The organism is Dickeya fangzhongdai (assembly GCF_002812485.1).
In the GTDB taxonomy this organism is placed as follows: Bacteria; Pseudomonadota; Gammaproteobacteria; order Enterobacterales; family Enterobacteriaceae; genus Dickeya; species Dickeya fangzhongdai.
In genome coordinates this window covers 757432-780718 of the sequence record NZ_CP025003.1, presented here as the reverse complement: position 1 = coordinate 780718, position 23287 = coordinate 757432, and the positions used below count along the sequence as shown (strand labels likewise).

The 23287-nt window shown below is 59.1% G+C and carries 21 protein-coding genes and 1 CRISPR repeat array; of the genes, 10 read left to right on the top strand and 11 right to left on the bottom strand.

All coding sequences use genetic code 11. The features are described 5' to 3' along the window. Positions 1-20: 20 nt before the first annotated feature. The 6 genes from CVE23_RS03715 (at position 21) to CVE23_RS03690 (ending at position 6760) form a co-directional block, all read left to right on the top strand. Complete coding sequence (locus tag CVE23_RS03715) at positions 21-434, top strand: DNA polymerase III subunit psi (protein ID WP_100848927.1); 414 nt, start codon at positions 21-23, stop codon at positions 432-434. After that, complete coding sequence (gene rimI, locus CVE23_RS03710; RefSeq protein WP_100848926.1) at positions 403-846, top strand: ribosomal protein S18-alanine N-acetyltransferase; 444 nt, start codon at positions 403-405, stop codon at positions 844-846. Before CVE23_RS03715 ends, rimI begins: the two co-directional genes overlap by 32 nt. A gap of 118 nt (positions 847-964) precedes the next feature. Continuing rightward, positions 965-1504, top strand: a complete 540-nt coding sequence (locus CVE23_RS03705) for a sigma-70 family RNA polymerase sigma factor (RefSeq protein ID WP_100848925.1) — start codon at positions 965-967, stop codon at positions 1502-1504. Further along, positions 1501-2484, top strand: coding sequence for a FecR domain-containing protein (locus CVE23_RS03700; RefSeq protein ID WP_100848924.1), 984 nt, complete (start codon positions 1501-1503; stop codon positions 2482-2484). The genes CVE23_RS03705 and CVE23_RS03700 overlap by 4 nt, the downstream gene beginning before the upstream one ends. 93 nt (positions 2485-2577) lie before the next feature. Then, positions 2578-5046 carry a TonB-dependent siderophore receptor gene (locus CVE23_RS03695; protein ID WP_100848923.1) on the top strand — a complete coding sequence of 823 codons (2469 nt, stop codon included), beginning with the start codon at positions 2578-2580 and terminating at the stop codon, positions 5044-5046. Positions 5047-5077: 31 nt separating this feature from the next. Then, a complete protein-coding gene (locus tag CVE23_RS03690) occupies positions 5078-6760 on the top strand; it encodes an ABC transporter ATP-binding protein/permease (protein ID WP_100848922.1) in 1683 nt (560 codons plus the stop codon). A 70-nt stretch (positions 6761-6830) separates the two neighbouring features. On the opposite strand, the gene deoD is transcribed toward CVE23_RS03690, so the two are convergent. The 4 genes from deoD to deoC form a co-directional block, all read right to left on the bottom strand. After that, complete coding sequence (gene deoD / locus CVE23_RS03685; protein WP_038917824.1) at positions 6831-7556, bottom strand: purine-nucleoside phosphorylase; 726 nt, start codon at positions 7554-7556, stop codon at positions 6831-6833. A 102-nt stretch (positions 7557-7658) separates the two neighbouring features. Next, a complete protein-coding gene (gene deoB, locus CVE23_RS03680) occupies positions 7659-8882 on the bottom strand; it encodes a phosphopentomutase (protein WP_038917821.1) in 1224 nt (407 codons plus the stop codon). Positions 8883-9054: 172 nt separating this feature from the next. Further along, positions 9055-10428 (bottom strand): thymidine phosphorylase, encoded by a 1374-nt coding sequence (deoA, locus tag CVE23_RS03675; RefSeq protein WP_049854655.1) that lies wholly within the window; start codon positions 10426-10428, stop codon positions 9055-9057. Between the two features lie 62 nt (positions 10429-10490). Next, the gene (deoC, locus tag CVE23_RS03670; protein WP_100848921.1) at positions 10491-11270 is read right to left on the bottom strand and encodes a deoxyribose-phosphate aldolase; all 780 of its coding nucleotides are present in this window, start codon (positions 11268-11270) and stop codon (positions 10491-10493) included. A gap of 183 nt (positions 11271-11453) precedes the next feature. Continuing rightward, positions 11454-12521: a CRISPR direct-repeat array (repeat unit 29 nt; unit sequence CGGTTTATCCCCGCTGGCGCGGGGAACAC). A gap of 205 nt (positions 12522-12726) precedes the next feature. Between deoC and CVE23_RS03665 the strand changes: the two genes are divergently transcribed. After that, positions 12727-13029 (top strand): GIY-YIG nuclease family protein, encoded by a 303-nt coding sequence (locus CVE23_RS03665; protein WP_038917819.1) that lies wholly within the window; start codon positions 12727-12729, stop codon positions 13027-13029. Here CVE23_RS03665 and CVE23_RS03660 read toward each other — a convergent pair. Together CVE23_RS03660 and ubiT are read right to left on the bottom strand one after the other, a co-directional pair. Further along, a complete protein-coding gene (locus CVE23_RS03660; protein ID WP_100848920.1) occupies positions 13016-13519 on the bottom strand; it encodes a GNAT family N-acetyltransferase in 504 nt (167 codons plus the stop codon). The genes CVE23_RS03665 and CVE23_RS03660 overlap by 14 nt on opposite strands. After that, complete coding sequence (ubiT, locus tag CVE23_RS03655) at positions 13513-14037, bottom strand: ubiquinone anaerobic biosynthesis accessory factor UbiT (RefSeq protein ID WP_038917817.1); 525 nt, start codon at positions 14035-14037, stop codon at positions 13513-13515. The genes CVE23_RS03660 and ubiT overlap by 7 nt, the downstream gene beginning before the upstream one ends. 319 nt (positions 14038-14356) lie before the next feature. Here ubiT and ubiU point away from each other — a divergent pair, with 319 nt between their 5' ends. The 3 genes from ubiU (at position 14357) to CVE23_RS03640 (ending at position 17390) form a co-directional block, all read left to right on the top strand. Next, complete coding sequence (ubiU, locus tag CVE23_RS03650; RefSeq protein ID WP_038917815.1) at positions 14357-15355, top strand: ubiquinone anaerobic biosynthesis protein UbiU; 999 nt, start codon at positions 14357-14359, stop codon at positions 15353-15355. Positions 15356-15375: 20 nt separating this feature from the next. Then, entirely contained in the window at positions 15376-16254 is an 879-nt protein-coding gene (locus CVE23_RS03645; RefSeq protein ID WP_100848919.1) for a U32 family peptidase, read from the top strand. A 116-nt stretch (positions 16255-16370) separates the two neighbouring features. After that, positions 16371-17390: a luciferase-like monooxygenase gene (locus tag CVE23_RS03640; protein WP_038917813.1), complete on the top strand. Its 1020-nt coding sequence runs from the start codon at positions 16371-16373 to the stop codon at positions 17388-17390. Positions 17391-17469: 79 nt separating this feature from the next. Here the strand turns inward: CVE23_RS03640 and CVE23_RS03635 are convergent, their stop codons facing one another. From CVE23_RS03635 to rpsO, 5 genes are all read right to left on the bottom strand, one after another. After that, a complete protein-coding gene (locus CVE23_RS03635; protein ID WP_038917812.1) occupies positions 17470-19350 on the bottom strand; it encodes a DEAD/DEAH family ATP-dependent RNA helicase in 1881 nt (626 codons plus the stop codon). Positions 19351-19362: 12 nt separating this feature from the next. After that, a complete protein-coding gene (yrbN, locus tag CVE23_RS23220; RefSeq protein WP_107760761.1) occupies positions 19363-19422 on the bottom strand; it encodes a protein YrbN in 60 nt (19 codons plus the stop codon). A 108-nt stretch (positions 19423-19530) separates the two neighbouring features. Further along, complete coding sequence (nlpI, locus tag CVE23_RS03630) at positions 19531-20415, bottom strand: lipoprotein NlpI (RefSeq protein ID WP_013316326.1); 885 nt, start codon at positions 20413-20415, stop codon at positions 19531-19533. A gap of 127 nt (positions 20416-20542) precedes the next feature. After that, a complete protein-coding gene (gene pnp, locus CVE23_RS03625) occupies positions 20543-22663 on the bottom strand; it encodes a polyribonucleotide nucleotidyltransferase (RefSeq protein ID WP_049854582.1) in 2121 nt (706 codons plus the stop codon). A 250-nt stretch (positions 22664-22913) separates the two neighbouring features. Further along, positions 22914-23183, bottom strand: a complete 270-nt coding sequence (rpsO, locus tag CVE23_RS03620; RefSeq protein ID WP_012771120.1) for a 30S ribosomal protein S15 — start codon at positions 23181-23183, stop codon at positions 22914-22916. Positions 23184-23287 lie beyond the last annotated feature (104 nt).

Here is a 23287-nt window from a genome sequence, read left to right as displayed (position 1 = left end):
ATCGCGCGCGGAGTTAAGGCATGACATCAAGACGGGACTGGCTGTTGCAGCAACTGGGGATCACCCAGTGGACTTTGCGTCGTCCGTCGGTGCTGAAAGGCGAAATCGCCGTCAACCTGCCGCCTGACGTCCGGCTGCTGATCATCGCCGATCCGCTGCCCGCCAGCGACGATCCGCTATTGCAGGATGTGGCGCGCAGCCTGAATCTCGCCCCGCAGCAGATAGTCAGCCTGACGCCGCGTCAGGCGCAGATGCTGCCGGAACACACTCGCTGCCACAGCTGGTGGCTGGGATTGCCCGCCACTGAGCTGCTGGACGGCGTGCAACTGACCAGCCCGGCCCTGGCCGAGCTTTATCACAACGCCGGGGCGAAACGCGCCCTGTGGCAACAGATTTGTCACCATGAACATGATTTCCACCCTGACCACGGCTGATCTGCCGCGGGCGTTTGAGATTGAATGCTTAAGCCACGCCTTCCCGTGGAGCGAAAAAACCTTCATCAGCAATCAGGGCGAGCGTTACCTCAACCTGAAACTGTGCCATGACCAGCAGTTGGTGGCCTACGCCATCACCCAGGTGGTGCTGGATGAAGCCACGCTGTTCAACATCGCCGTCGCCCCCGACCATCAGCGTCACGGCTACGGACGTCAGTTGCTGGAACACCTGATCGCCGAGCTGGAGCGCAGCGATGTGGTGACGCTGTGGCTGGAAGTACGTGCCTCCAACGCGCGCGCCATCGCGCTGTATCAGAGCATGGGATTCAACGAGGTGTCGGTGAGGCGGGATTATTACCCGACAGCCAACGGCCGGGAAGACGCCATTATTATGGCGCTGCCGCTGGGCTGACGGCGCGCTTTTCCCATCAGTCCGGCCGTTTCCTTCCGGTTGTCAATAATTTGAAATGGAAATCATTCTCAATTAATATGCGGCGATATTTTGCGCTTTCCGTTTTCAGGAACCCGTTATGTCCGCCGTCAACACCGCCAGCCCTTGCGACCTTCAGCAGCTTTATCAGCAGCATCACGGCTGGCTGCAGGGACTGCTGCGCAAACGGCTGGGCAATCTGTGCGACGCCGCCGATCTGGCGCACGATATTTTCGTACAGTTGCTGACCCGTCCGCGCCACTTCGACAGCCATGAAGGCGCGCGCGCCTACCTCAGCGTGATGGCGCAGGGCCTGTGCGTCGATCTGTGGCGCCGCCGGGCGCTGGAACAGGCCTGGCGGCAGTCGCTGAACGACTGCGAGCAAGTGCATGCGCTGTCTGCCGAGCAGCACACCATCATTCTGGAAACCCTGTATCAGGTCGACGCGATGTTGCGTCAGTTGCCGGACAACGTGCGCGTCGCCTTTATCCTGGCGCAGATTCAGGGACAGACCTACGCGCAGATCGCCGTCACGCTCGGCGTCAGTGAGCGGATGGTGAAAAAATACATGGCGCAGGCGATGCTGCACTGCATCCTGCTGGAAGCGGAGCATCACGGCCATGAGGCGATGCAGCGGTGAACCGACAGACGCCGGCGTCGCCACCGGATTATCAGGCGCTGCAACAGGCGGCCGACTGGTACGCCCAACTGCTGGATTCCGCCCACGACAGCGAGCTGCATGCCCGCTGGCAACAGTGGCTGTCGGCAAGCGACGCGCACCGTCTGGCCTGGCAATATGTGGAAACCGTCAGCCAACGCTTTCAGCCGTTGCGCGGTGACGTCACGCCGTTGACGGCGCAGACGCTGCTGCAACCGTCTACGCCGCTCACCCGCCGCCATACCCTGCGCCTTGGCGCACTGCTTGCTACCGGCTCGCTGCTGTCCTGGCTGACCTGGCGCCACACGCCGGTGCGCGAAAGCCTGCTGGCGCTGACAGCCGACTACCGCACCGGTACCGGCGAAATCCGCGACTTTACGCTCAGCGACGGTACCCGGCTCTGGCTTGATACCGCATCCGCGCTTGATGTCCGCTACACCGATACCCGTCGCCAGTTGAACCTGATCGCCGGCGAAGCGCTGATCGACACCGCCGCCGACAAGCGGCGACCGCTGTTTGTCGCCAGCCGGGAAGGCAGCATGCAGGCGCTCAGCACCCGCTTCAGCGTGCGCCAGTTGGCAGGCAGCACCCAACTGACCGTATACGCCGGCAGCGTGGCGGTCACGCCGCGGCAGACAGGCCCGCTGCGCCAGATCGACGCCGGTCGACAGTGGCGATTTGACGCCAGCGGCGCCGGGTTTGAAACGCGCATCGGCGCGCAGGATGCCGACTGGCGTCAGGGAATGCTGCACGCCAACGACGCCCCGCTGGGCGACGTGGTGGCGCGTCTGGCCCGCTACCGCCACGGTCATCTGGCCTGCGCGCCGGATGTCGCCGCGCTGCGCGTGGTCGGCACTTTCCCGCTGATGGACACCGATCGGGCGCTCGCCATGCTGAGCCGGGTGCTGCCGGTGCGCATCCACCGCCGTTTCGACTGGTGGATCACCGTCGAACCTGTCTGAAAAAAATTATCGCCCGCCGGTTCCCTTTTTGCGCCGCTCGTTCGATTCCCACTAAAAGCACGCTCTTTTACTCTGGGATACAAGGCATTCATCATGACATTCACTACACCTGCTCGCGCTGGCCTGCGCCAGATTCTCCGCCCACAAAAACCGCTGGTCGTCGCGCTGCGCCTCGCCCTGCTCAGCCTGTCGCTGCCGTACGCCATTCCAGCCAGCGCCGCGCAGGAAAGCCCGGCGACGCGCCATTACGCGCTCGCCGCCGGTCCGCTTGGCAACCAATTGAACCAGCTCGCCGGGCAGGCCGGCATCTATCTCGCCGCCGACGCCAGCCTGACGCAGGGGCTGAGCGGCCCGGCGTTGCAGGGCGATTACACGGTGGATGAGGCGTTACGTCGCCTGCTGAGCGGCAGCGGGCTGACCGCGTCACGCCAGCCGGACGGCAGCTACGTGCTGAGAAAGCCGGCGGACGGCGAAGAAATGTATGTTATCCGCCAACCCAGTCTGAACGGCCCGACCGAAGACACCGGCGCCTACACCACCCGCAATCTGAGCACCGCCACCCGGATGACGCTTTCGCCGCGCGAAACGCCGCAATCGGTCAGCGTGGTCACCCGCCAGCAGATGGACGACCAGCACATGACTTCGCTGGAAGACGCGATGGCCGTATCCACCGGCGTCACCGTGGTGAAAGAGAGCTCGTATCAGACCCGTTTCCAGTCCCGTGGCTTCATGATGGACAACGTGCAGGAAGACGGCTCCGGCAGCTCGTTCCAGAACAGCGTATCGGGCATGGGCTCGGCGGAATCCTCCAGCGAGTCGCCCGATCTGGCGATCTACGATCGGCTGGAAATTCTGCGCGGCGCGTCCGGGCTGTTGCAGGGCAACGGCGAGCCGGGCGGCACCGTCAATCTGGTGCGCAAAAAACCGACCTACGATTTTCGCAGTACGCTCAGCACCAGCGCAGGCAGTTGGGATCATTACCGTCAGGAAGCGGATGTGTCCGGCCCGCTCAATAGCGACGGTTCGCTGCGCGGCCGTTTTGTCGGCGTCACCCAGAAAAAAGGCAGCTTTGTCAACGAGGTACACAGCGAACGCCATGTCATGTACGGTACGCTGGCCTATGATCTCACCAGCGATACCACCGTCACCACCGGCGTCAACTGGCAGAAAACCCGCACCGTGCCGGATCTCTACGGCGTACCGATGTCCACCGATTACGCCAGCCTGAACCTGCCGCGATCCACCTTTCTGGGCGCCAGCTGGAACCGGATCGCCTTCGAGAAAATCAATGCGTTCGCCGAACTGGAACACCGCTTCAGCAGCGACTGGACGCTGAAAAGCGCGCTCAACTATACCCACTCCACCGCCGTCGGGCGCTTTACCGGTATTTTCGGCAACGGCACCAGCGGCGTCGGCAGCAACGGCACCGGGCGGCTCAACAACATGCTGGCGCGGGATAATCAGGCCGATCAATGGAGCTATAACCTGACGCTCAACGGGCCGTTCGAACTGCTCGGGCGTCGCCATGAGCTGGTGGTGGGCGGCGATTACCAGAAAGAAAACTTCGACAACCTGTTCGGCCGGGTGATCAACACCAACGTCGTGAACGTGTATAACTGGAACCCCGACGCGCTGGCCGAACCCGCCTGGCCCGCCTACAGCAACAATTACACCTACGATCTCTACCAGCGCGGCCTGTTCACCACCGCCCGCTTTACGCTGGCGGACGACTGGAAGCTGATTGTCGGCACCCGCTACAGCAACTTCAGCTATACCAACAACTTGCGTAATCTCAGCAGCGGCTCCGCCACCCAGACCCACTTTAAAGCCAACGAACAATGGACGCCGTACGGCGGCCTGCTGTGGGACTTCGCCGATCACTACACCTGGTATCTGAGCTACGCCGATATCTACAAGCCGCAGGAAAATATCGACAACCGCGGCAATCTGCTGCCTGCCGTCACCGGCAAAAACTACGAAACCGGGGTGAAAGGCGAGTTCTTCGGCGGCGCGTTGAACACCTCGGCAGCGCTATTTCGCATCGTGCAGGAAAACCGGGCGGTCGAAGATATCAACTGTCAGGTTTCCACCACCTGTTACCGCGCCGACGGCAAGGTGGAAAGTCAGGGACTGGAACTGGAAGCGGCCGGCAAACTGGCGACGGGCTGGCAGTTGTCCGCCGGTTATACGCTGACCAACAGCAAATACCTGAAATCCGATGAGGGCACGCAGGGGCGACGCTACAGCCTCAATACGCCGCAGCACCAGTTCAAGCTTTACACCAGCTATCAGTTGCCCGGCAGCCTGAATCAATGGACGGTAGGCGCCGGGCTGACCGCGCAAACCGACACCACCACCAGCCGGGGGGTGACGCAGGGCGGTTATACGCTGCTCAACGCCAACGTGAACTATCAGTACAACTCGCATCTCAGCTTCAACCTGGCCGGGTATAACCTGACCGACAAGGTGTACTACGTGAACGTGTCGAACCGTCATCGCGGCGGCAACAACTTCTACGGCGACCCGCGCAATGTGATGCTAACCGCCAAATGGGCCTTCTGATGGCGACGCTAAACCTTTGGCGCCGGGAGCCATGACCAGCCTGCGGCGTTTCTGCCGGCTAGCCGCGCCGCTGTGGCTAAGCCGCGGCGCGTTATGGTTATGGCTGCTGCTGTTTGCGGTTATCGGGCTGACGCTGTCGGTCGTGTGGATCAGCGTACAGTACAACAACTGGAGCAAAGTCTTCTACGATGCGCTGGCGGACTACTTCCGCCATGCGTCGATCCGCGCGCTGGCGCTGAGCTATCTCGGCTACACCGCGCTGTTTGTCGCGGTGGTGGTGTGCGGCAACTGGCTGAAAAAACTGCTGATGCTGCGCTGGCGCGAGCAGATGACGCGGCAGTTCGAACAGCAATGGTTGCAGCGCCACGCGCACTATCGGCTACAACTGATGCCCAACGGCGCGCCGGATCACCCCGACCAGCGCATCGCCGAGGATATCCGCCTGCTGACGGAGCAGAGCCTGACGCTGCTGCTGTCGTTGCTGAAAAACACCGCCCGGCTGTTCTCCTTCCTTGCCATCCTGTGGCAGATCTCCGGCGTGCAGACCATCACGCTGGGCGACTGGCGCCTGACCGTGCCGGGGTATCTGGTCTGGATTGCGCTGGGGTATGCGCTTTTCGGCAGCGCGGTCACACACTGGCTCGGCGCGCCGCTGCATCGCGTCAATGCCCGGCTACAACAGGTGGAAGCCGGCTATCGCGGCACGCTGTTGCGTATCCACGACCACAGCGAGCAAATCGCGTTTTATCAGGGACAGACGGCGGAACGCCAGCGGATGCAACGGCACTTCGGCGCGATCGTCGCCAACGCCTTTCAACTGATGGGGCGCGAGTTTCGGCTGGAGAGCTTCACCACCAGCTACTTCCGCCTGAGCCTGATGATTCCGGTGTTCGCGGTGCTGCCGCTTTACCTGCTGCAACAGATTTCGCTGGGCGCCATCATGCAGGCGCGCGCCGCCTTTGGCTACGTGCTGGACGCCTTTGGCTGGTTCATCGACAGCTACCGGGAACTGGCGCGCTGGTCGGCTACCGTCGACCGGCTGTGGGAACTGCAACAACAGTTGCAGCAGTTGCCGCCCTGCCCGGCCCCGCAGCGCCGGGGCGAGGCGCTTATCGCCGATCGCCTGCAACTGCGCTCTCCACAAGGGCATGCCTTACTGGAGCCGGTGTCGCTATGCCTACAACCGGCCAACTGGTGCCAGTTGCAGGGCGCGAGCGGCAGCGGCAAAACCACCCTGCTGCGGGCACTGGCCGGGTTATGGCCGTTCAGCGCCGGACCGGTGATCCACCCCGCCGGCGAAGTGCTGTTCTTGCCGCAAAAACCCTATCTGCCGCAGGGAACGCTACGCCAGCTGTTGAGCTATCCGTCGCCGAACACGCCGCACGATGATCAGTTGCAGGCCGTACTGCAACAGGTGCAGTTGCCTCATCTCGTGCCGTTGCTGGACTGCGAGCACCCCTGGTCGATGCGTCTGTCCGGCGGCGAGCAGCAGCGGCTGTCGCTGGCACGCGCCTTGTTACAAAAACCGGCGTTGTTGTGCCTGGATGAAGCCACCAGTCAGTTGGACGATGACAGCGCGTATCTGCTCATGCGGGAATTGCGTCATCAGTTGCCGCACGCCATCGTGCTGGCGGTGACGCATCAAACGGTGCTGGCGGAGCTGTTCGATACCACGCTGACCACAACGACAGCCGGGCGGGCGAACGCGGCCTGAGCGACAGGAAAAATACCGTCAGGAAAGAAACCAAAGAAAGCGGCCCGAAGATAGCGGGCCGCCAGAGGGATTAGGCGTCGGCTTTGTCGCCCAGCAGTACGGATTCGAGCGCGATCTCGATCATCTCGTTGAAGGTGGTCTGACGCTCGGCCGCGGTGGTCTGCTCGTGGGTACGGATATGGTCGGACACGGTGCAGATCGCCAGCGCTTTAGCGCCGAATTCCGCCGCCACGCCGTAGATACCGGCCGCTTCCATTTCCACGCCCAGAATGCCGTATTTTTCCATCACGTCGAACATTTGCGGGTCCGGCGTGTAGAACAGATCGGCGGAGAACAGGTTGCCGACGCGAGCGTCGATGCCGCGCGCTTTGGCTGCGTCCACCGCATGACGCAGCAGATCGAAATCGGCAATCGCCGAGAAGTCGTGATCTTTAAAGCGCATCCGGTTCACTTTGGAATCGGTGCAGGCGCCCATGCCGATCACCACGTCACGCAGTTTCACATCGGCGCGCACCGCGCCGCAGGAACCGACGCGGATAATTTTCTTCACGCCGTATTCGGTGATCAGCTCTTTGGTGTAAATGGAACAGGACGGAATGCCCATGCCGTGGCCCATTACGGAAATGCGGCGGCCTTTGTAGGTACCGGTGAAACCCAGCATACCGCGCACATTGTTCACTTCCACCGCGTTTTCCAGAAAGGTTTCCGCGATGTATTTGGCGCGCAGCGGGTCACCCGGCATCAGCACTACGTCGGCGAAGTCACCCATTTCTGCATTGATATGTGGCGTAGCCATGCTTTTTCTTCCTTTTCAAATTCAGTGTGAAATCATGATGATAAATTATAGCGCCCGTCACCGGTCCGTGTCACAGCATTGACCTGTCACAGAATAGTCCTGTCACAGAATAGACTGGCCGTAATCCATCGGCGACAGCCCGAAATAACCGGTAACCGTCTGGCCGATATCGGCAAAGGTGGTGCGGTGGCCGTAATCGCCCGGCTTAACGTTCGGCCCGTAAATCAGCACCGGCACATGCTCGCGGGTGTGATCGGTGCCGGGCCAGCTCGGGTCGCAGCCGTGGTCGGCGGTCAGGATCAGGATATCGTCGCCGGTCACGCGCGCCAGCATCTCCGGCAGACGGCGGTCAAACAGCTCCAGCGCCGCCGCATAGCCGGGCACATCACGGCGGTGGCCGTAGGAAGAGTCGAAATCGACAAAGTTGGTGAACACGATGGTGTCGTCGCCCGCCTGTTCCATCTCTTTCAACGTGGCGTCAAACAGCGCATCGATACCGGTGGCTTTCACCTTTTTGGTGATGCCGACGTTGGCGTAGATATCAGCGATTTTGCCCACTGACACCACGGTGCCATTTTTCTCGTCCACCAGCTTTTTCAGCATGGTCGGCGCCGGCGGTTCGACTGCCAGATCGTGGCGGTTGCCGGTGCGCTGGAACTGACCCGCTTTGTCGCCGACGAACGGACGGGCTATCACCCGGCCGATGTTGTAACCGCCGTCGGTCAGCTCTTCGCGGGCGATTTCACACAGCTCGTACAGTTTCTCCAGCCCGAAGGTTTCTTCATGGCAGGCAATCTGAAATACCGAGTCCGCCGAGGTATAGAAAATCGGTTTGCCGGTTTTCATGTGTTCCTCGCCGAGCTGGTCGAGGATCACGGTGCCGGAAGAATGGCAGTTGCCAAGATAACCCGGCAGCCCAGCGCGTTCGACCAGTCGGTCCAGCAGCGCCTGCGGGAAACTGTTGTGTTCGTCGAGGAAATAGCCCCAGTCGAACAGCACCGGCACCCCGGCGATTTCCCAGTGGCCGGACGGCGTGTCCTTGCCGGAGGAAATCTCGCTGGCGTACGCGTAGGCGCCGATGATATCGGCCTGTTCATCCAGCCCCGGCGGGAACTGCCCGGTGGAACCTTCCGCCGCCTTGCCCAGCCCCAGACGGCTCAGGTTCGGCAGCCGCAGCGGCCCTTGTCGGCCGACATCGGCCTTGCCTTGTGCGCAGGCTTGTGCGATATGGCCCAGCGTATCTGAACCTGCGTCGCCAAACCGTTCGGCATCAGCGGCGCTGCCAATCCCGAACGAGTCGAGAACCATAATAAATGCACGTTTCATGTAGTTATCTCCTGCGTCGTGCGTAAGGCACAGCTTATACGTAAAACGTAAAGCATCGGTGTACATAAGGCCGGGCGGCGACAATGCGGTTATACCCGTCATACTTCAAGTTGCAGGTGTGTTGGCTGCGTTCGTTCACCCGAATCACTTACCTGAGTAAGCTCATCGGGATTCACTCACTTGCCGCCTTCCTGCAACTCGAATTATTTTGGGTATAGATGTCCGTAGCGTCCAGACGACGATAAATCAGCGGACAAGGCGCAGGCGGTTGATCGTCAAGGCGAATCGCCTCGCGCAGCGCCTGCGCGGCCAGTTGCCAGTCCGACTCGGTTCTGGCGTGGACAACCGCCAGCGGACGCTGCGCATCCACCCGCTCGCCCAGACTGACCATGTCGCTCAGCCCGACACTGTGATCAATGATATCACTGGCCTGACGTCGACCACCACCCAACGCCACCACTACCATGCCCAACGCGCGCGCATCCATCGCGCCGACAAAGCCGTCGCGCCCGGCGAACACCGGTTTGCTGAGCGTGGCGGGCGACAAATAGCGATCGTAATGTTCGACAAAATCCGTCGGGCCGTGCTGGGCCGCCACCATACGGCCAAATACCTCCGCCGCCCGGCCGTTGTCCAGCACCGACTGCAGTTTCGCGCGCGCCTCGGCGGCATCGCGCGCCAGGTGGCCCGCCAGCAGCATGGATTCGCACAGCGCCATCGTCACCTCGAACAGACGCGGGTTACGCTGCTCGCCGGTCAGAAAGCGCACCGCTTCGCGCACTTCCAGCGCGTTACCGGCGCTGGAAGCCAGCACCTGACTCATGTCGGTCAACAGCGCGCTGGTGCGGCAGCCGGCATTATTGGCCACGCCGACAATCGCCTGCGCCAGTTGCTCCGACTGTTCATAGGTCGGCATAAACGCGCCGGAACCGACTTTGACGTCCATCACCAGCGCGTCCAGCCCTTCCGCCAGCTTTTTCGCCAGAATCGAGGCGGTGATCAGCGGGATGGAATCGACGGTGGCGGTGATATCGCGGGTGGCGTAAAAACGCTTGTCCGCCGGCGCCAGCGAGCTGGTCTGCCCGATAATCGCCACCCCAACCTGACGGATGATCTGCCGAAAGACGTCATCCTCCGGGAAGATGTCCAGCCCAGGAATCGACTCCAGCTTGTCCAGCGTACCGCCGGTGTGGCCCAGACCGCGGCCGGAAATCATCGGCACATAGCCGCCGCAGGCCGCCACCATCGGCCCCAGCATCAGCGACGTGACATCGCCGACGCCGCCGGTCGAGTGTTTGTCCACCAGCGGACCGTTCAGGTTTAGCCCGGACCAGTCCAGCACCGTGCCGGAATCGCGCATCGCCAGCGTCAACGCCACCCGTTCATCCATGTTCATATCGTGGAAGAAGATGGTCATCGCCAGCGCGGCGATCTGCCCTTCCGACACGGTGTTATCGCGCACACCGTTGATGAAAAAGCGAATTTCCTCCGCGCTGAGCGGATGCCCGTCGCGTTTTTTGCGGATAATTTCCTGAATCAGAAACAAGGTGCGTTCTCCTGCATAATCCATGAGTACCGATGTATCGCGCCCGTCAGGCGCGAACCGCATCAGTAGCCGCTGCGTGCCTGCCCGGCTTCGTGGCCCAGCGTGGTCAACAGGCTACCGAGCAAGCCGGACGCGCCAAATCGGAAATGGCGGGCATCCGCCCAACCGTCGCCCATGATAGCGTCGGCAAGTTGCAGATACTGCGCCGCATCTTCCGCTGTGCGCACGCCGCCGGCCGGTTTAAAACCGACGCGCTCACCCACGCCTTTATCGCGGATCACGCTCAGCATCACTTCGGCAGAATGCAGCGTAGCGTTCACCGCCACTTTGCCGGTCGAGGTTTTGATGAAATCCGCCCCGGCATCAATGGCAATTTCGCTGGCTTCGCGAATCAGTTCATCGCTTTTCAGCTCGCCGGTTTCAATGATTACTTTCAGCAGCACGCCCGCCGCGGCACAGGCCGCCTTACAGGCGCTCACCAGCTCGAAACCGACCTGACGGTTGCCGGCCATCAGCGCCCGATAGGGGAACACCACGTCCACGTCGTCGGCGCCGTAAGCGATAGCCGCATTGGTTTCCGCCAGCGCAATGTCAATGTCGTCGTTGCCGTGCGGGAAATTGGTCACGGTAGCGATGCGGACATCCGGCGTGCCCTGCTCGCGCAGCACCTTGCGCGCCAGCGGCACAAAACGCGGGTAAATACAAATGGCGGCGGTTTTTCCCGCCGGGCTGTTAGCCTGACGACACAGGGCGATCACCTTCTCATCGGTATCGTCGTCATTCAGGGTGGTTAAATCCATCAGTCCCAGCGCGCGTTGCGCCGCCGCAGTCAAATCACTCATACAACACTCCCGCTCTCAGCCACACTATTGCGTTTCCGGGCATTTCACCCTGATAACGCACTCTGTTATGTGATTTTATTCACATCAAAAAGAAATTAAATGCACATAAATCATCATTTGTGTGAATATTGTAACACCAAAGAAGGTAAGCACTGTATCGAATTATATGAAGCCTGATAATGCAGGCTTATCCCCGCTAGCGCGGGGAACACGTATCAGTTCAAGGCGCAGAAAATCGCGGTAGCGGTTTATCCCCGCTGGCGCGGGGAACACATTTTTCACCAGTTATAGCATCAGTTTATAGTCGATTTATCCCCGCTGGCGCGGGGAACACACAACTTTATTCTGATTCAGCGTCACAGCACGCGGTTTATCCCCGCTGGCGCGGGGAACACCGAGCTAATGCAACCGTTGGATTGGTCGCCATCGGTTTATCCCCGCTAGCGCGGGGAACACCTGAAGAGCATTGGAAAAAGCTGAGCGATGAGCGGTTTATCCCCGCTGGCGCGGGGAACACGGATAAAAATATTAAACCTACTGACGTTCAGAACGGTTTATCCCCGCTGGCGCGGGGAACACCTCCTGCTCTGTTGCGCTGGCATTATCAGTCCCGGTTTATCCCCGCTGGCGCGGGGAACACAGCGTGACATGGTTGCGCTCAACCTGTCAGAACGGTTTATCCCCGCTGGCGCGGGGAACACTCATTTTCGGATGCTGGCAACGGCATCCGAATCGGTTTATCCCCGCTGGCGCGGGGAACACTGATGAATAGTGATCGAAGATTATTCATTATTCGGTTTATCCCCGCTGGCGCGGGGAACACATTAATGTAATTACCTCATTCAAATTAACCCCCGGTTTATCCCCGCTGGCGCGGGGAACACGCCTGCAGGGCGATGAGTAAAGACGATCTCAGGCGGTTTATCCCCGCTGGCGCGGGGAACACATCTCACGAACAGCCTCGGTCACTTGAGCTACCGGTTTATCCCCGCTGGCGCGGGGAACACGACCAGAACTGTCAGCGTAATTTTCGACGAACCGGTTTATCCCCGCTGGCGCGGGGAACACTGTTGATGGATCACCAAAAAGAGCAATAACATCGGTTTATCCCCGCTGGCGCGGGGAACACACCATTTCCTCCGTGGGTTCTACGGGCACCAACGGTTTATCCCCGCTGGCGCGGGGAACACGCCACAGTACAGGCGGTGGTTCGGGTGTAACGCGGTTTATCCCCGCTGGCGCGGGGAACACTCTAAAACTATATACTTGTTTTTTAATGACTTTTAAAACCTGAAAAATTCCACCAACTTTTTTATGTTGTTAAAGAGCGCTAACTTATTGATAAATAAAAGCCTCAAATTTTTCCACCATCGGCCACCGACGAATACGGCAGCACAGGCAGCCTTTATCGAGATATCACCGTAAGATAAGCGCTGACCCACGAAAAGGAAATGACGTGAAAAACAGTGAGACCACATGGTTTCTGTACCTGCTGCGCACCGACAGCGGGCTGCTTTATACCGGCATCACCACCGACGTGACGCGGCGGCTGGCGCAGCATCAGGCCGGGAAAGGAGCGCGCGCGTTGCGCGGCAAAGGACCGCTGACGCTAGCGTATCACTGCGTGGCGGGCGATCGTTCCACCGCGCTGAAATGGGAATATCGCGTCAAACAGCTAAGCAAAATGCAAAAAGAAAGGCTGGTGCAGCACCAGCCTCCGACGCTTACCGATTTTATGCCCCTGTTCAGAAGCGATTGAACGGCGCGGCGTATTCCACCAGACCGCTGGCGCCCTGAAAGTGGTTGTCCGCCAGCGGGTAAACCTGAAAGGCCCGTTCGCTGCCCGGCCAGCGACAGCGCAATTGCTGCTCCTGCGCCGGCACAAAACCAAAACGAGCGTAATAATGCGGGTCGCCCAGCACCACCACTGCGGTGTAGCCAAATTCGTTGAGCGCATCCAGCCCTTCATACACCAGTTGCTCGCCGATCCCCTGGCGGCGCAGGCTTTCGTCTACGGCCAACGGCGCCAGCGCTACCCACTGCAGATCTTCGCCGCCCAGCGTCACCGGGCTGAACGCGGCATATCCCACCACGCCGCCTTCGTCGTCGGTAGCGACGATACCCAGCGTCAACTGGCCGTCCTCACGCAGCTGATGCACCAGCTCCGCTTCGGCCTCGCTGGAGAACGACCGCCGCAGCAAGGCGTCGATGCCCGGCGCATCAACCGGAATTTCAACACGAATCAGCATGACACTGGCGCGTGCGGACTGGCTTGCTCTGCGCCCTCCTGTAAACCGGCGGCCACGAACCCGGCCAGTTGCAGCAGCGCAACGCGCAGCGGCGCGGGCATACTTTCCAGCTCGATGGCGTCCATCAGGTTCTTGACGTACAGCCCCAGTTCGGTGTCCCCTTCAATACGCAGGCGGCGCTGGAAAAACAGCGTGTCCGGATCTTCACGGCGGGCGGCGATCAGGATCAGATCGTTGGCATCGGCGCTGAAGCTCACATCCGCCAGTTCGTTGTGACTGATTTCCAGCCGGTTATCCCGCAACGTGACAAACCACTGCAAACCGATATCGCGGACTTCGATCTGCAACCAACGCCCGTCAAGAAAATCCAGCTCGCCTTCTTCCAGCGCCTGACGGAACTGCCACCCCAGCAGTTGTTCCAGCACCCGGCGTTGCAGGAAGAAAGGCGTTAACGCTAACGGCTTACTCAGTAAACGTGGCCCTTGACGCACAATCTGCGCACGTAGTTTTTCCAACACTGGCGTACTCCTCATAAAGCGATGCTGCTTAACCGATATGGTCATTATTCTGCCACAGAACGGGAAACCGGCAGCAGGGGTCTACATCAATAAAAAACGCCAGACGCGTTTTTTAACATCGCGTAGCGACCCCCGCAGGCAAGTCGCTGGAATGTGACGAGTTAAATTTAGCCTGTTCTGCGCCAAATCACGACCGGTAAGCGCCAGCAATTCCCCGATATGCTGGTTTAAATCAAAGTCGCTGACAGCCGGGTTCACTAAGATTCCTTTTCATTGCAAACCGGCCCGCTGCGTCAGGCCGTGATGAAAGGACGTAAGAATGGAACTGCTTTGCCCCGCCGGTAATCTGCCGGCACTAAAAGCCGCCATCGACCATGGCGCCGACGCGGTGTACATCGGGCTGAAAGACGACACTAACGCCCGCCACTTCGCCGGCCTCAATTTCAACGACAAAAAACTGCAGGACGCCAGCGACTACGTGCATCGCCACCGCCGCAAACTGCATATCGCCATCAATACCTTCGCCCACCCGGACGGCTATCAGCGCTGGCAGCGGGCGGTGGACACCGCGGTGCAGACCGCCGGCGCCGATGCGCTGATTCTGGCGGATCTGGCGATGCTGGAATATGCCGCCGAGCGCTATCCGACGGTAGAGCGACACGTGTCGGTGCAGGCATCCGCCACCAACGAGGAAGCCATCCGTTTTTATCAGCGCCACTTCGATGTCGCCCGCATCGTGCTGCCGCGCGTGCTCTCCATTCATCAGGTCAAACAGCTTTCGCGCACCAGCCCGGTGCCGCTGGAAGTGTTCGCCTTCGGCAGCCTGTGCATCATGGCTGAAGGGCGCTGCTATCTGTCCTCCTACCTGACCGGCGAGTCGCCCAACACCGTAGGCGCCTGCTCGCCGGCACGTTTCGTGCGCTGGCAGCAAACGGAAAACGGCATGGAATCACGGCTGAACGATGTGTTGATCGATCGCTATCAGGACCATGAAAACGCCGGCTACCCGACCTTGTGCAAAGGCCGTTATCTGGTGGACGGCCAGCGTTATCACGCGCTGGAAGAACCCACCAGCCTGAATACGCTGGAACTGCTGCCGGAACTGATGGCGGCCAATATCGCCTCGGTGAAAATCGAAGGCCGTCAGCGCAGCCCGGCGTACGTCAGCCAGGTAACCCAGGTATGGCGGCAGGCGATCGACCGCTGCAAGGCCGATCCGGCGCATTTCACCCCTACCGCCGAGTGGATGGAGGCGCTGGGCGCCGTCGCCGAAGGTACGCAGACCACACTAGGCGCCTATCATCGCCAGTGGCAGTAGACAGGAGACATCGACACAACATGAAATATTCACTGGGCGCCCTGCTCTACTATTGGCCCAAAGCCGACATTGAAACGTTTTATCAGGCAGCGGCCGCCAGCAGCGCCGATATCATCTATCTGGGTGAAACCGTGTGCAGCAAGCGCCGGGGCATGAAAGTCAGCGACTGGCTTGACCTCGCGCGCGCGATCGCGGCCAGCGGCAAGCAGGTGGTGATCTCCACACTGTCGCTGCTACAGGCGCCTTCCGAACTGACCGAGCTGAAAAGGTATGTGGAGAACGGCGAATTCCTGCTGGAAGCCAACGATCTGGGCGCGGTCAACATGGCGGCGGATCGCGGCCTGCCGTTTGTCGCCGGCCACGCGCTCAACTGTTATAACGCCTACACCCTGCGGTTACTGCACAAACAGGGCATGATGCGCTGGTGTATGCCGGTGGAACTGTCGCGGGACTGGCTGCAACATCTGCTCAACCAGTGCGATGAGCTCGGTTTTCGCCATCAGTTTGAGGTGGAAGTGCTGAGTTATGGTCATCTGCCGCTGGCGTATTCCGCCCGCTGCTTTACCGCCCGTTCGGAAAACCGCCCCAAGGACGAATGCGAAACCTGTTGCATCAATTACCCGCAGGGGCGTCAGATGCTGTCGCAGGAAAACCAGCAGGTGTTTGTGCTTAACGGCATCCAGACCCAGAGCGGTTACTGCTATAACCTCGGCAACGATCTGGCGTCAATGGACGGGCTGGTGGATATCGTGCGCCTGTCGCCGCAAGGGCCGGATACGCTGGCGATGATCGATAATTTTCGCGCCAACCAGCACGGCGGACAGCCGCTGACGCTGGCAAACCAGCAGGATTGCAACGGCTACTGGCGACGGGTGGCCGGGCTGGAGCTGGTCGGTTAAATCAGTCGGGACGATGCGCACGCATCGTCCGTTGCAAATTGTTAAGATCGCGTAACATCTCATTTGTGTTTATTTGGGCTGGCACCGTCAGCCCCTCAACCCGATGAGTCACGCTTATGACAGCTACCGTTCCTTTCTCGCTGCTCGATCTGGCCCCTATCCCGCAAGGCAACACAGCCCGCGATGCGTTCCACCATTCTCTGAGTCTGGCGCAGCACGCGGAAAAATGGGGATATCAACGCTACTGGCTGGCGGAACATCACAACATGACCGGTATCGCCAGCGCGGCCACGTCGGTGCTGATCGGTTACATTGCCGGCGGTACGCAACGTATCAAGCTCGGTTCCGGCGGCGTCATGCTGCCAAACCATGCTCCGCTGGTGATTGCCGAACAATTCGGCACGCTCGAATCACTCTATCCCGGTCGGATTGAACTGGGTCTGGGACGCGCGCCGGGCACCGACCAACGTACTATGCAGGCGTTGCGCCGCCATCTGAACGCCGATATTGACGATTTTCCCCGTGATGTGCAGGAACTTCAGCGCTACTTCGCCCCTGCTCAGCCGGGACAGGCCGTGCAGGCGGTGCCGGGACAGGGGCTGAACGTCCCGATCTGGTTGCTTGGATCCAGCCTGTACAGCGCACAGTTGGCTGCATCGATGGGATTGCCGTTTGCCTTCGCCGCCCATTTCGCGCCGGACATGCTCCTGCAGGCATTGCAGCGCTATCGGGATAACTTTCAGCCATCCGCCCAGCTTGAAAAACCGTATGCCATGGTGTGCGTCAACGTGGTCGCCGCCGACAGCGAGCGGGACGCCCGTTTTCTGTTCACCTCGTTGCAGCAGCAGTTTATCAACCTGCGACGCGGCACGCCGGGACCGTTGCCTGCGCCGGTAACGTCGATGGAGGCGCACTGGTCCGCCGCGGAACAGTTTGCGGTAGAACAGACTTTACGACTGGCGGTGGTGGGCGATCCGGCCAAAGTGCGTCACGGCCTGCAAACCCTGTTGCGGGAAACCCAGGCGGACGAGCTGATGATTAACGGCCAGATATTCGACCATCAGGCGCGGCTGCGTTCATTTGAACTGGTGGCACAGCTGCAAGCGGAAATCGTGCGGGAACCGCGCATTCAGTGATCTAAAAACCATCACATAAAAATCGTGACATAAAAAAACCAGCCCGAGGGCTGGTTTTTCATATCAACGTCAGACGTTATCAGGCATTGCTGAAACGACGCGGCGCACGCTGACCGTCACGGCTGCCGCCACGACGTTCGCCGCCTTCACGACGTTCGCCATTGAACGGACGACCGCGGCCATTGCCGGCACCGGCGCGCTCGCCAAAGCTACGACCACCACGATCGCCGCGCTCGCCGCCTTCACGACGCTCACGGCGTTCATGCGGCTGAGCATCGCCCATCAGTTGCATATTCATCGGCTTGTTCAGAATACGCGTACGAGTGAAGTGCGACAGCAGATCGCCCGGCATGCCTTTCGGCAGCTCAATGGTGGAGTGCGAGGCAAACAGTTTGATGTTGCCGATGTAACGGCTGCTGATGTCGCCTTCGTTAGCAATCGCGCCCACGATATGACGCACTTCCACGCCGTCGTCGCGACCCACTTCGATCCGATACAGATCCATTTCGCCGACGTCACGACGCTCACGACGAGCCGGACGATCCTCGCCACGCGGGCCACGATCGTTACGGTCGCCACGACGTTCGAAGCGCTCGTCGCGTTCGCGGAATTCACGGCGCGGACGACGCTCAACCACCGGATCCGGCGGCAGAATCAGCGGACGTTCGCCCTGCGCCATCTTCAGCAGCGCGGCTGCCAGCGTTTCGATGTCCAGCTCTTCCTGCGGTTGCAGCTTGCTGAGCAGCGCACGGTACATGTCCAGATCGCTGCTTTCCAGTTGCTGCTGTACTTTAGCGGCAAACTGCGCCAGACGGCGCTGACCCAGCAGTTCGGCGTTCGGCAGATCCACTTCCGGAATCGTCAGCTTCATGGTGCGCTCAATGTTGCGCAGCAGGCGGCGTTCGCGGTTTTCCACGAACAGCAGCGCGCGTCCGGCACGGCCAGCACGACCGGTACGGCCGATACGGTGTACGTAGGACTCGGAATCCATCGGGATGTCGTAGTTCACTACCAGGCTGATACGATCAACATCCAGACCACGCGCGGCAACGTCGGTCGCGATCAGGATATCCAGACGACCGTCTTTCAGGCGCTCCAGCGTTTGTTCACGCAGCGCCTGATTCATGTCGCCGTTCAGCGCAGCGCTGTTGTAACCGCTGCGCTCCAGCGCTTCGGCCACTTCCAGCGTGGCGTTCTTGGTGCGCACGAAAATGATCGCCGCATCAAAATCTTCCGCTTCCAGGAAACGGATCAGCGCTTCATTTTTACGCATGCCGTATACCGTCCAGTAGCTCTGGCTGATATCCGGACGAGTGGTCACGCTGGACTGAATGCGGACTTCCTGCGGATCGTTCATGAAACGGCGGGTGATACGACGAATCGCTTCCGGCATGGTGGCGGAGAACAGCGCCGTCTGATGTTCAGCCGGGATCTGCGCCATGATGTTTTCCACATCTTCGATGAAGCCCATGCGCAGCATTTCGTCAGCTTCGTCCAGCACCAGACCGCTCAGGTTGGACAGATCCAGCGTACCGCGTTTCAGGTGGTCCAGCAGACGCCCCGGGGTACCGACGACAATCTGCGGTCCCTGACGCAGCGCGCGCAACTGCACGTCATAACGCTGGCCGCCATACAGAGCAACCACGTTGACGCCCTGCATATGTTTAGAAAATTCGTTACAGGCTTCAGCAACCTGCACCGCCAACTCACGAGTCGGCGCCAGCACCAGCAACTGCGGCGCTTTCAGGTCAGCCTTGATATTGTTCAGCAGCGGCAGGGAAAATGCCGCGGTCTTGCCGCTCCCGGTCTGCGCCATACCCAGTACGTCGCGCCCGTTGAGCAGATGAGGAATACATTCCGCCTGAATCGGGGACGGCTTTTCGTACCCCATCTCAGACAGTGCATTCAGAATCGGAGCGGACAGCCCCAGACTAGCAAAAGAGGTTTCAAACTCTGCCATGTAAACTTTGCCTCACTTCAAAATGGCGGCCAGTCTACATAACTTGTCGAGAAAATACTCAATCATTTTCATTGAAAAGTGTGAACCGGCTCAAATTGGATTAAAAAGCGAACAAAAAAGCCTCGCCCGTTAAGGCGATGAAGAAATCGTCATGATTTCAGGCTGAAAGGTGTTCGTCAGCTATTGCTGGTCCGATCCTGATAGGTCGTCTTGCTCTTGGCCTAACTGCGCCAATTCCAACAATGCATAGCGGTGCTCAACAAAGTTGTGAACATTGTTAGCAACCGTCAGCTTGAACAACGCCTCGGCGGTGTTCTTGTCCCCCAGACTTAGGTAGTGCTTACCTAAATAGAAGTCAGTTTCACTGAGATGCTCGGCGAGCGAAGTGTTATCCTTAGCTTCTTCCTGCACACGCTGCATCAACACTTTTTCGTTGATGTCGCCCAGGTAGAATTCGACAATCGTCCATCCCCACACACCTTTCTTTGCCCCTTCGTAGCGTTCTTTCAACGCTGATTTGGCCTTCTCGGGATTGATTTCTCTCTCCACCAGGTAAAGCCACAGGGAACGGAAAGGATCATTAGGATCGTCGCGATAAAACGCTAGCAGATCATCCTGCGCCAACAGGTAGCGACCGCCGTAGTACAAAGCGATGCCCCGATTCAAACGCGCATAATTGTAAGTTGGATCAAGCTCTAATACAGAATCAAACGCTTCATAGGCAGCATCAAAATTGCCTGCCTGCGTCAAGTAAATGCCGAGATAGTTAAATACTTCCGGCATATCGGGACGGATGGAAAGCGCTTGTGAAAAATCATTTCGCGCCAACGCCCGTAACCCGAGGCTATCATACAGCACTCCGCGCTCATATAACAGCTGTGCTCGTTCATCGGGAGTAATTGCCCGGCTCGCCAGGATCTGCTCCATGCGCGCCAGGATGACTTCCTGCTGCAGCGTTGGCTGCAACGGTACCGCCAGCAATGCATCTTTGCGCCAATCCGTGTTGCTGCATCCTGCCAGCATAATTGCTGTCGCAACATAACACCAGCGCAAGAAAGGCTTCATTTCCCACTCCCGAAGACAAACATTGGATGAACATCCTGTCCCCGACTGCTCAGCATAAGGATATCCGTTCCTTATAATACACGCAGCTCCTTCACATCGTAAGGAGCTGCCAATCGATTATCCGCTATTATTCTTCCTCGGAAACCGGAACAGTTTCCTGAGATTGAGCATTTGCTTCTTTTATGCTCAAACGGATACGACCCTGACGGTCCACTTCCAGTACCTTAACCGGCACTTCCTGGCCCATCTGCAGATAGTCGGTCACTTTCTCAACGCGCTTGTCGGCGATCTGAGAAATATGTACCAGACCTTCTTTACCGCCGCCGATGGCTACAAAGGCGCCAAAGTCAACGATACGGGTCACTTTGCCCTGATAGATACGGCCCACTTCGATTTCAGCCGTGATCTCTTCGATACGACGAATGGCATGTTTCGCTTTTTCGCCGTCGGTCGATGCGATTTTCACCGTGCCGTCATCTTCGATCTCGATGGTAGTACCGGTTTCTTCGGTCAACGCACGGATCACCGAACCACCTTTACCAATCACATCTTTGATCTTGTCGGTGCTGATCTTGATGGTGTGAATACGCGGTGCGAATTCGGAGATATCGCCACGCGGCGAGCTAATCGCCTGTTCCATCACGCCCAGAATGTGCAGACGCGCACCCTTGGCCTGATTCAGCGCCACCTGCATGATTTCGCGGGTGATACCTTCGATTTTGATGTCCATCTGCAGCGCGGTCACGCCTTCACGGCTACCAGCTACTTTGAAGTCCATGTCGCCCAGGTGGTCTTCGTCACCCAGAATGTCAGACAGAACCACGAAGTTGTCGCCTTCCTTCACCAGACCCATCGCGATACCGGCAACGGCAGCCTTGATCGGCACACCGGCATCCATCAGCGCCAGCGACGCGCCGCATACGGACGCCATAGAAGAAGAACCGTTGGACTCAGTGATTTCGGATACCACACGTACGGTGTACGGGAAGGCTTCCGGTTTCGGCATCACAGCCAGCACACCACGTTTAGCCAGACGACCGTGGCCGATTTCGCGGCGTTTCGGCGAACCGACCATACCGGTTTCGCCCACGGAGTACGGCGGGAAGTTGTAGTGCAGCAGGAAACGATCGGTACGTTCGCCGGTCAATTCGTCAATAATCTGCGCGTCGCGCTCGGTACCCAGCGTCGCGGTCACCAGCGCCTGAGTTTCACCACGGGTGAACAAAGCGGAACCGTGAGTACGCGGCAGTACGCCGGTACGAACGTCCAGACCACGTATCATGTCTTTTTCACGACCGTCGATACGCGGTTCGCCGCTCAGGACACGGCTACGCACCACATTCTTCTCGATGCTGCCGAGAATATCGCGCAGTTCATTCTCGTCCAGCGTGTCATCTTCCGCCAGCAACGCCGCAACCACGTCGGATTTGATGGTATCAACCTGAGCGTAACGCTCCTGTTTTTCGGTGATGCGATAGGCATCGCCCAGACGGACTTCAGACAGCGCCTGCACACGGTTGTGCAGTTCGACATTAACTTCCGGCGCCTGCCAGTTCCACTTCGGCTTGCCGGCTTCCGCCGTCAGCGACTTGATGTTTTCGATAACAATCTGCTGCTGATCGTGACCGAACACTACCGCGCCCAGCATCTGATCTTCGCTCAGCAGATCCGCTTCGGATTCAACCATCAGCACCGCGCCTTCGGTACCGGCAACCACCAGATCCAGACGGCTGGTTTTCAGTTCTTCGGTAGTCGGGTTCAGCACATACTGGTCGTTGATGTAACCAACGCGAGCCGCGCCAATCGGGCCGTTGAACGGAATGCCGGACAGACTCAGCGCAGCGGAAGCACCGATCATGGCGACGATATCCGGGTTAACCTGCGGATTAACGGAAACTACGGTGGCGATAACCTGCACTTCATTAACGAAACCATCCGGGAACAGCGGACGAATCGGACGGTCGATCAGACGGGAAATCAGAGTTTCGCCTTCGCTCGGACGGCCTTCGCGACGGAAGAAACCACCGGGGATGCGGCCAGCAGCGTAGGTACGCTCCTGATAGTTAACGGTCAGCGGGAAAAAGTCCTGACCCGGTTTGGCCTGTTTGGCACCTACCACGGTCACGAATACCGCGGTGTCATCCATGCTGACCATCACGGCGGCAGTTGCCTGACGAGCCATCATGCCGGTTTCCAGTGTCACGGTATGCTGACCGTACTGGAATTTACGAACGATCGGATTAAGCAAAATACTGTCCTTTACCAGAGGCGCGCGCCATATCCCTGATACGGCACACCAGTTAATACCCGACCCGCTCATTACATCCTCGCGACTAATGACAGTCCTCATCCGACGCCACAGATAAAGCCTCTCATTAGCCGCGCGAATCGCTGTAATAACGGATCATATTCACAACAGCAATACATTACTCTGTTTTGCTGGCACTTCCTAGAAGAAAGGGGCCCAAAGAGGCCCCTTTCTCCTGAAACTCGTCGAATTAGCGACGCAGACCCAGACGTTCAATCAGGGTGGTGTAGCGTGCCAGATCTTTACGCTTCAGGTAGTCCAGCAGCTTACGACGCTGAGAAACCATACGCAGCAGACCGCGGCGGCTGTGGTGATCTTTCTTGTGCTCGGCAAAGTGACCCTGCAGATGGTTAATCTGAGCAGTCAGCAGAGCAACCTGAACCTCGGTAGAACCGCTGTCATTCGTACCACGACCAAATTCCGCAACAATTTTCGCTTTCGCTTCAACGCTTAGAGACATGATTTACTCCAAAATATTATAGATAGAACAGGCGCCGATCTCTAATTCAGCCGCCCAGGATTTAAGCCGCGTCATTTTACTCTCAGCGCGATCTAATCGCAAGG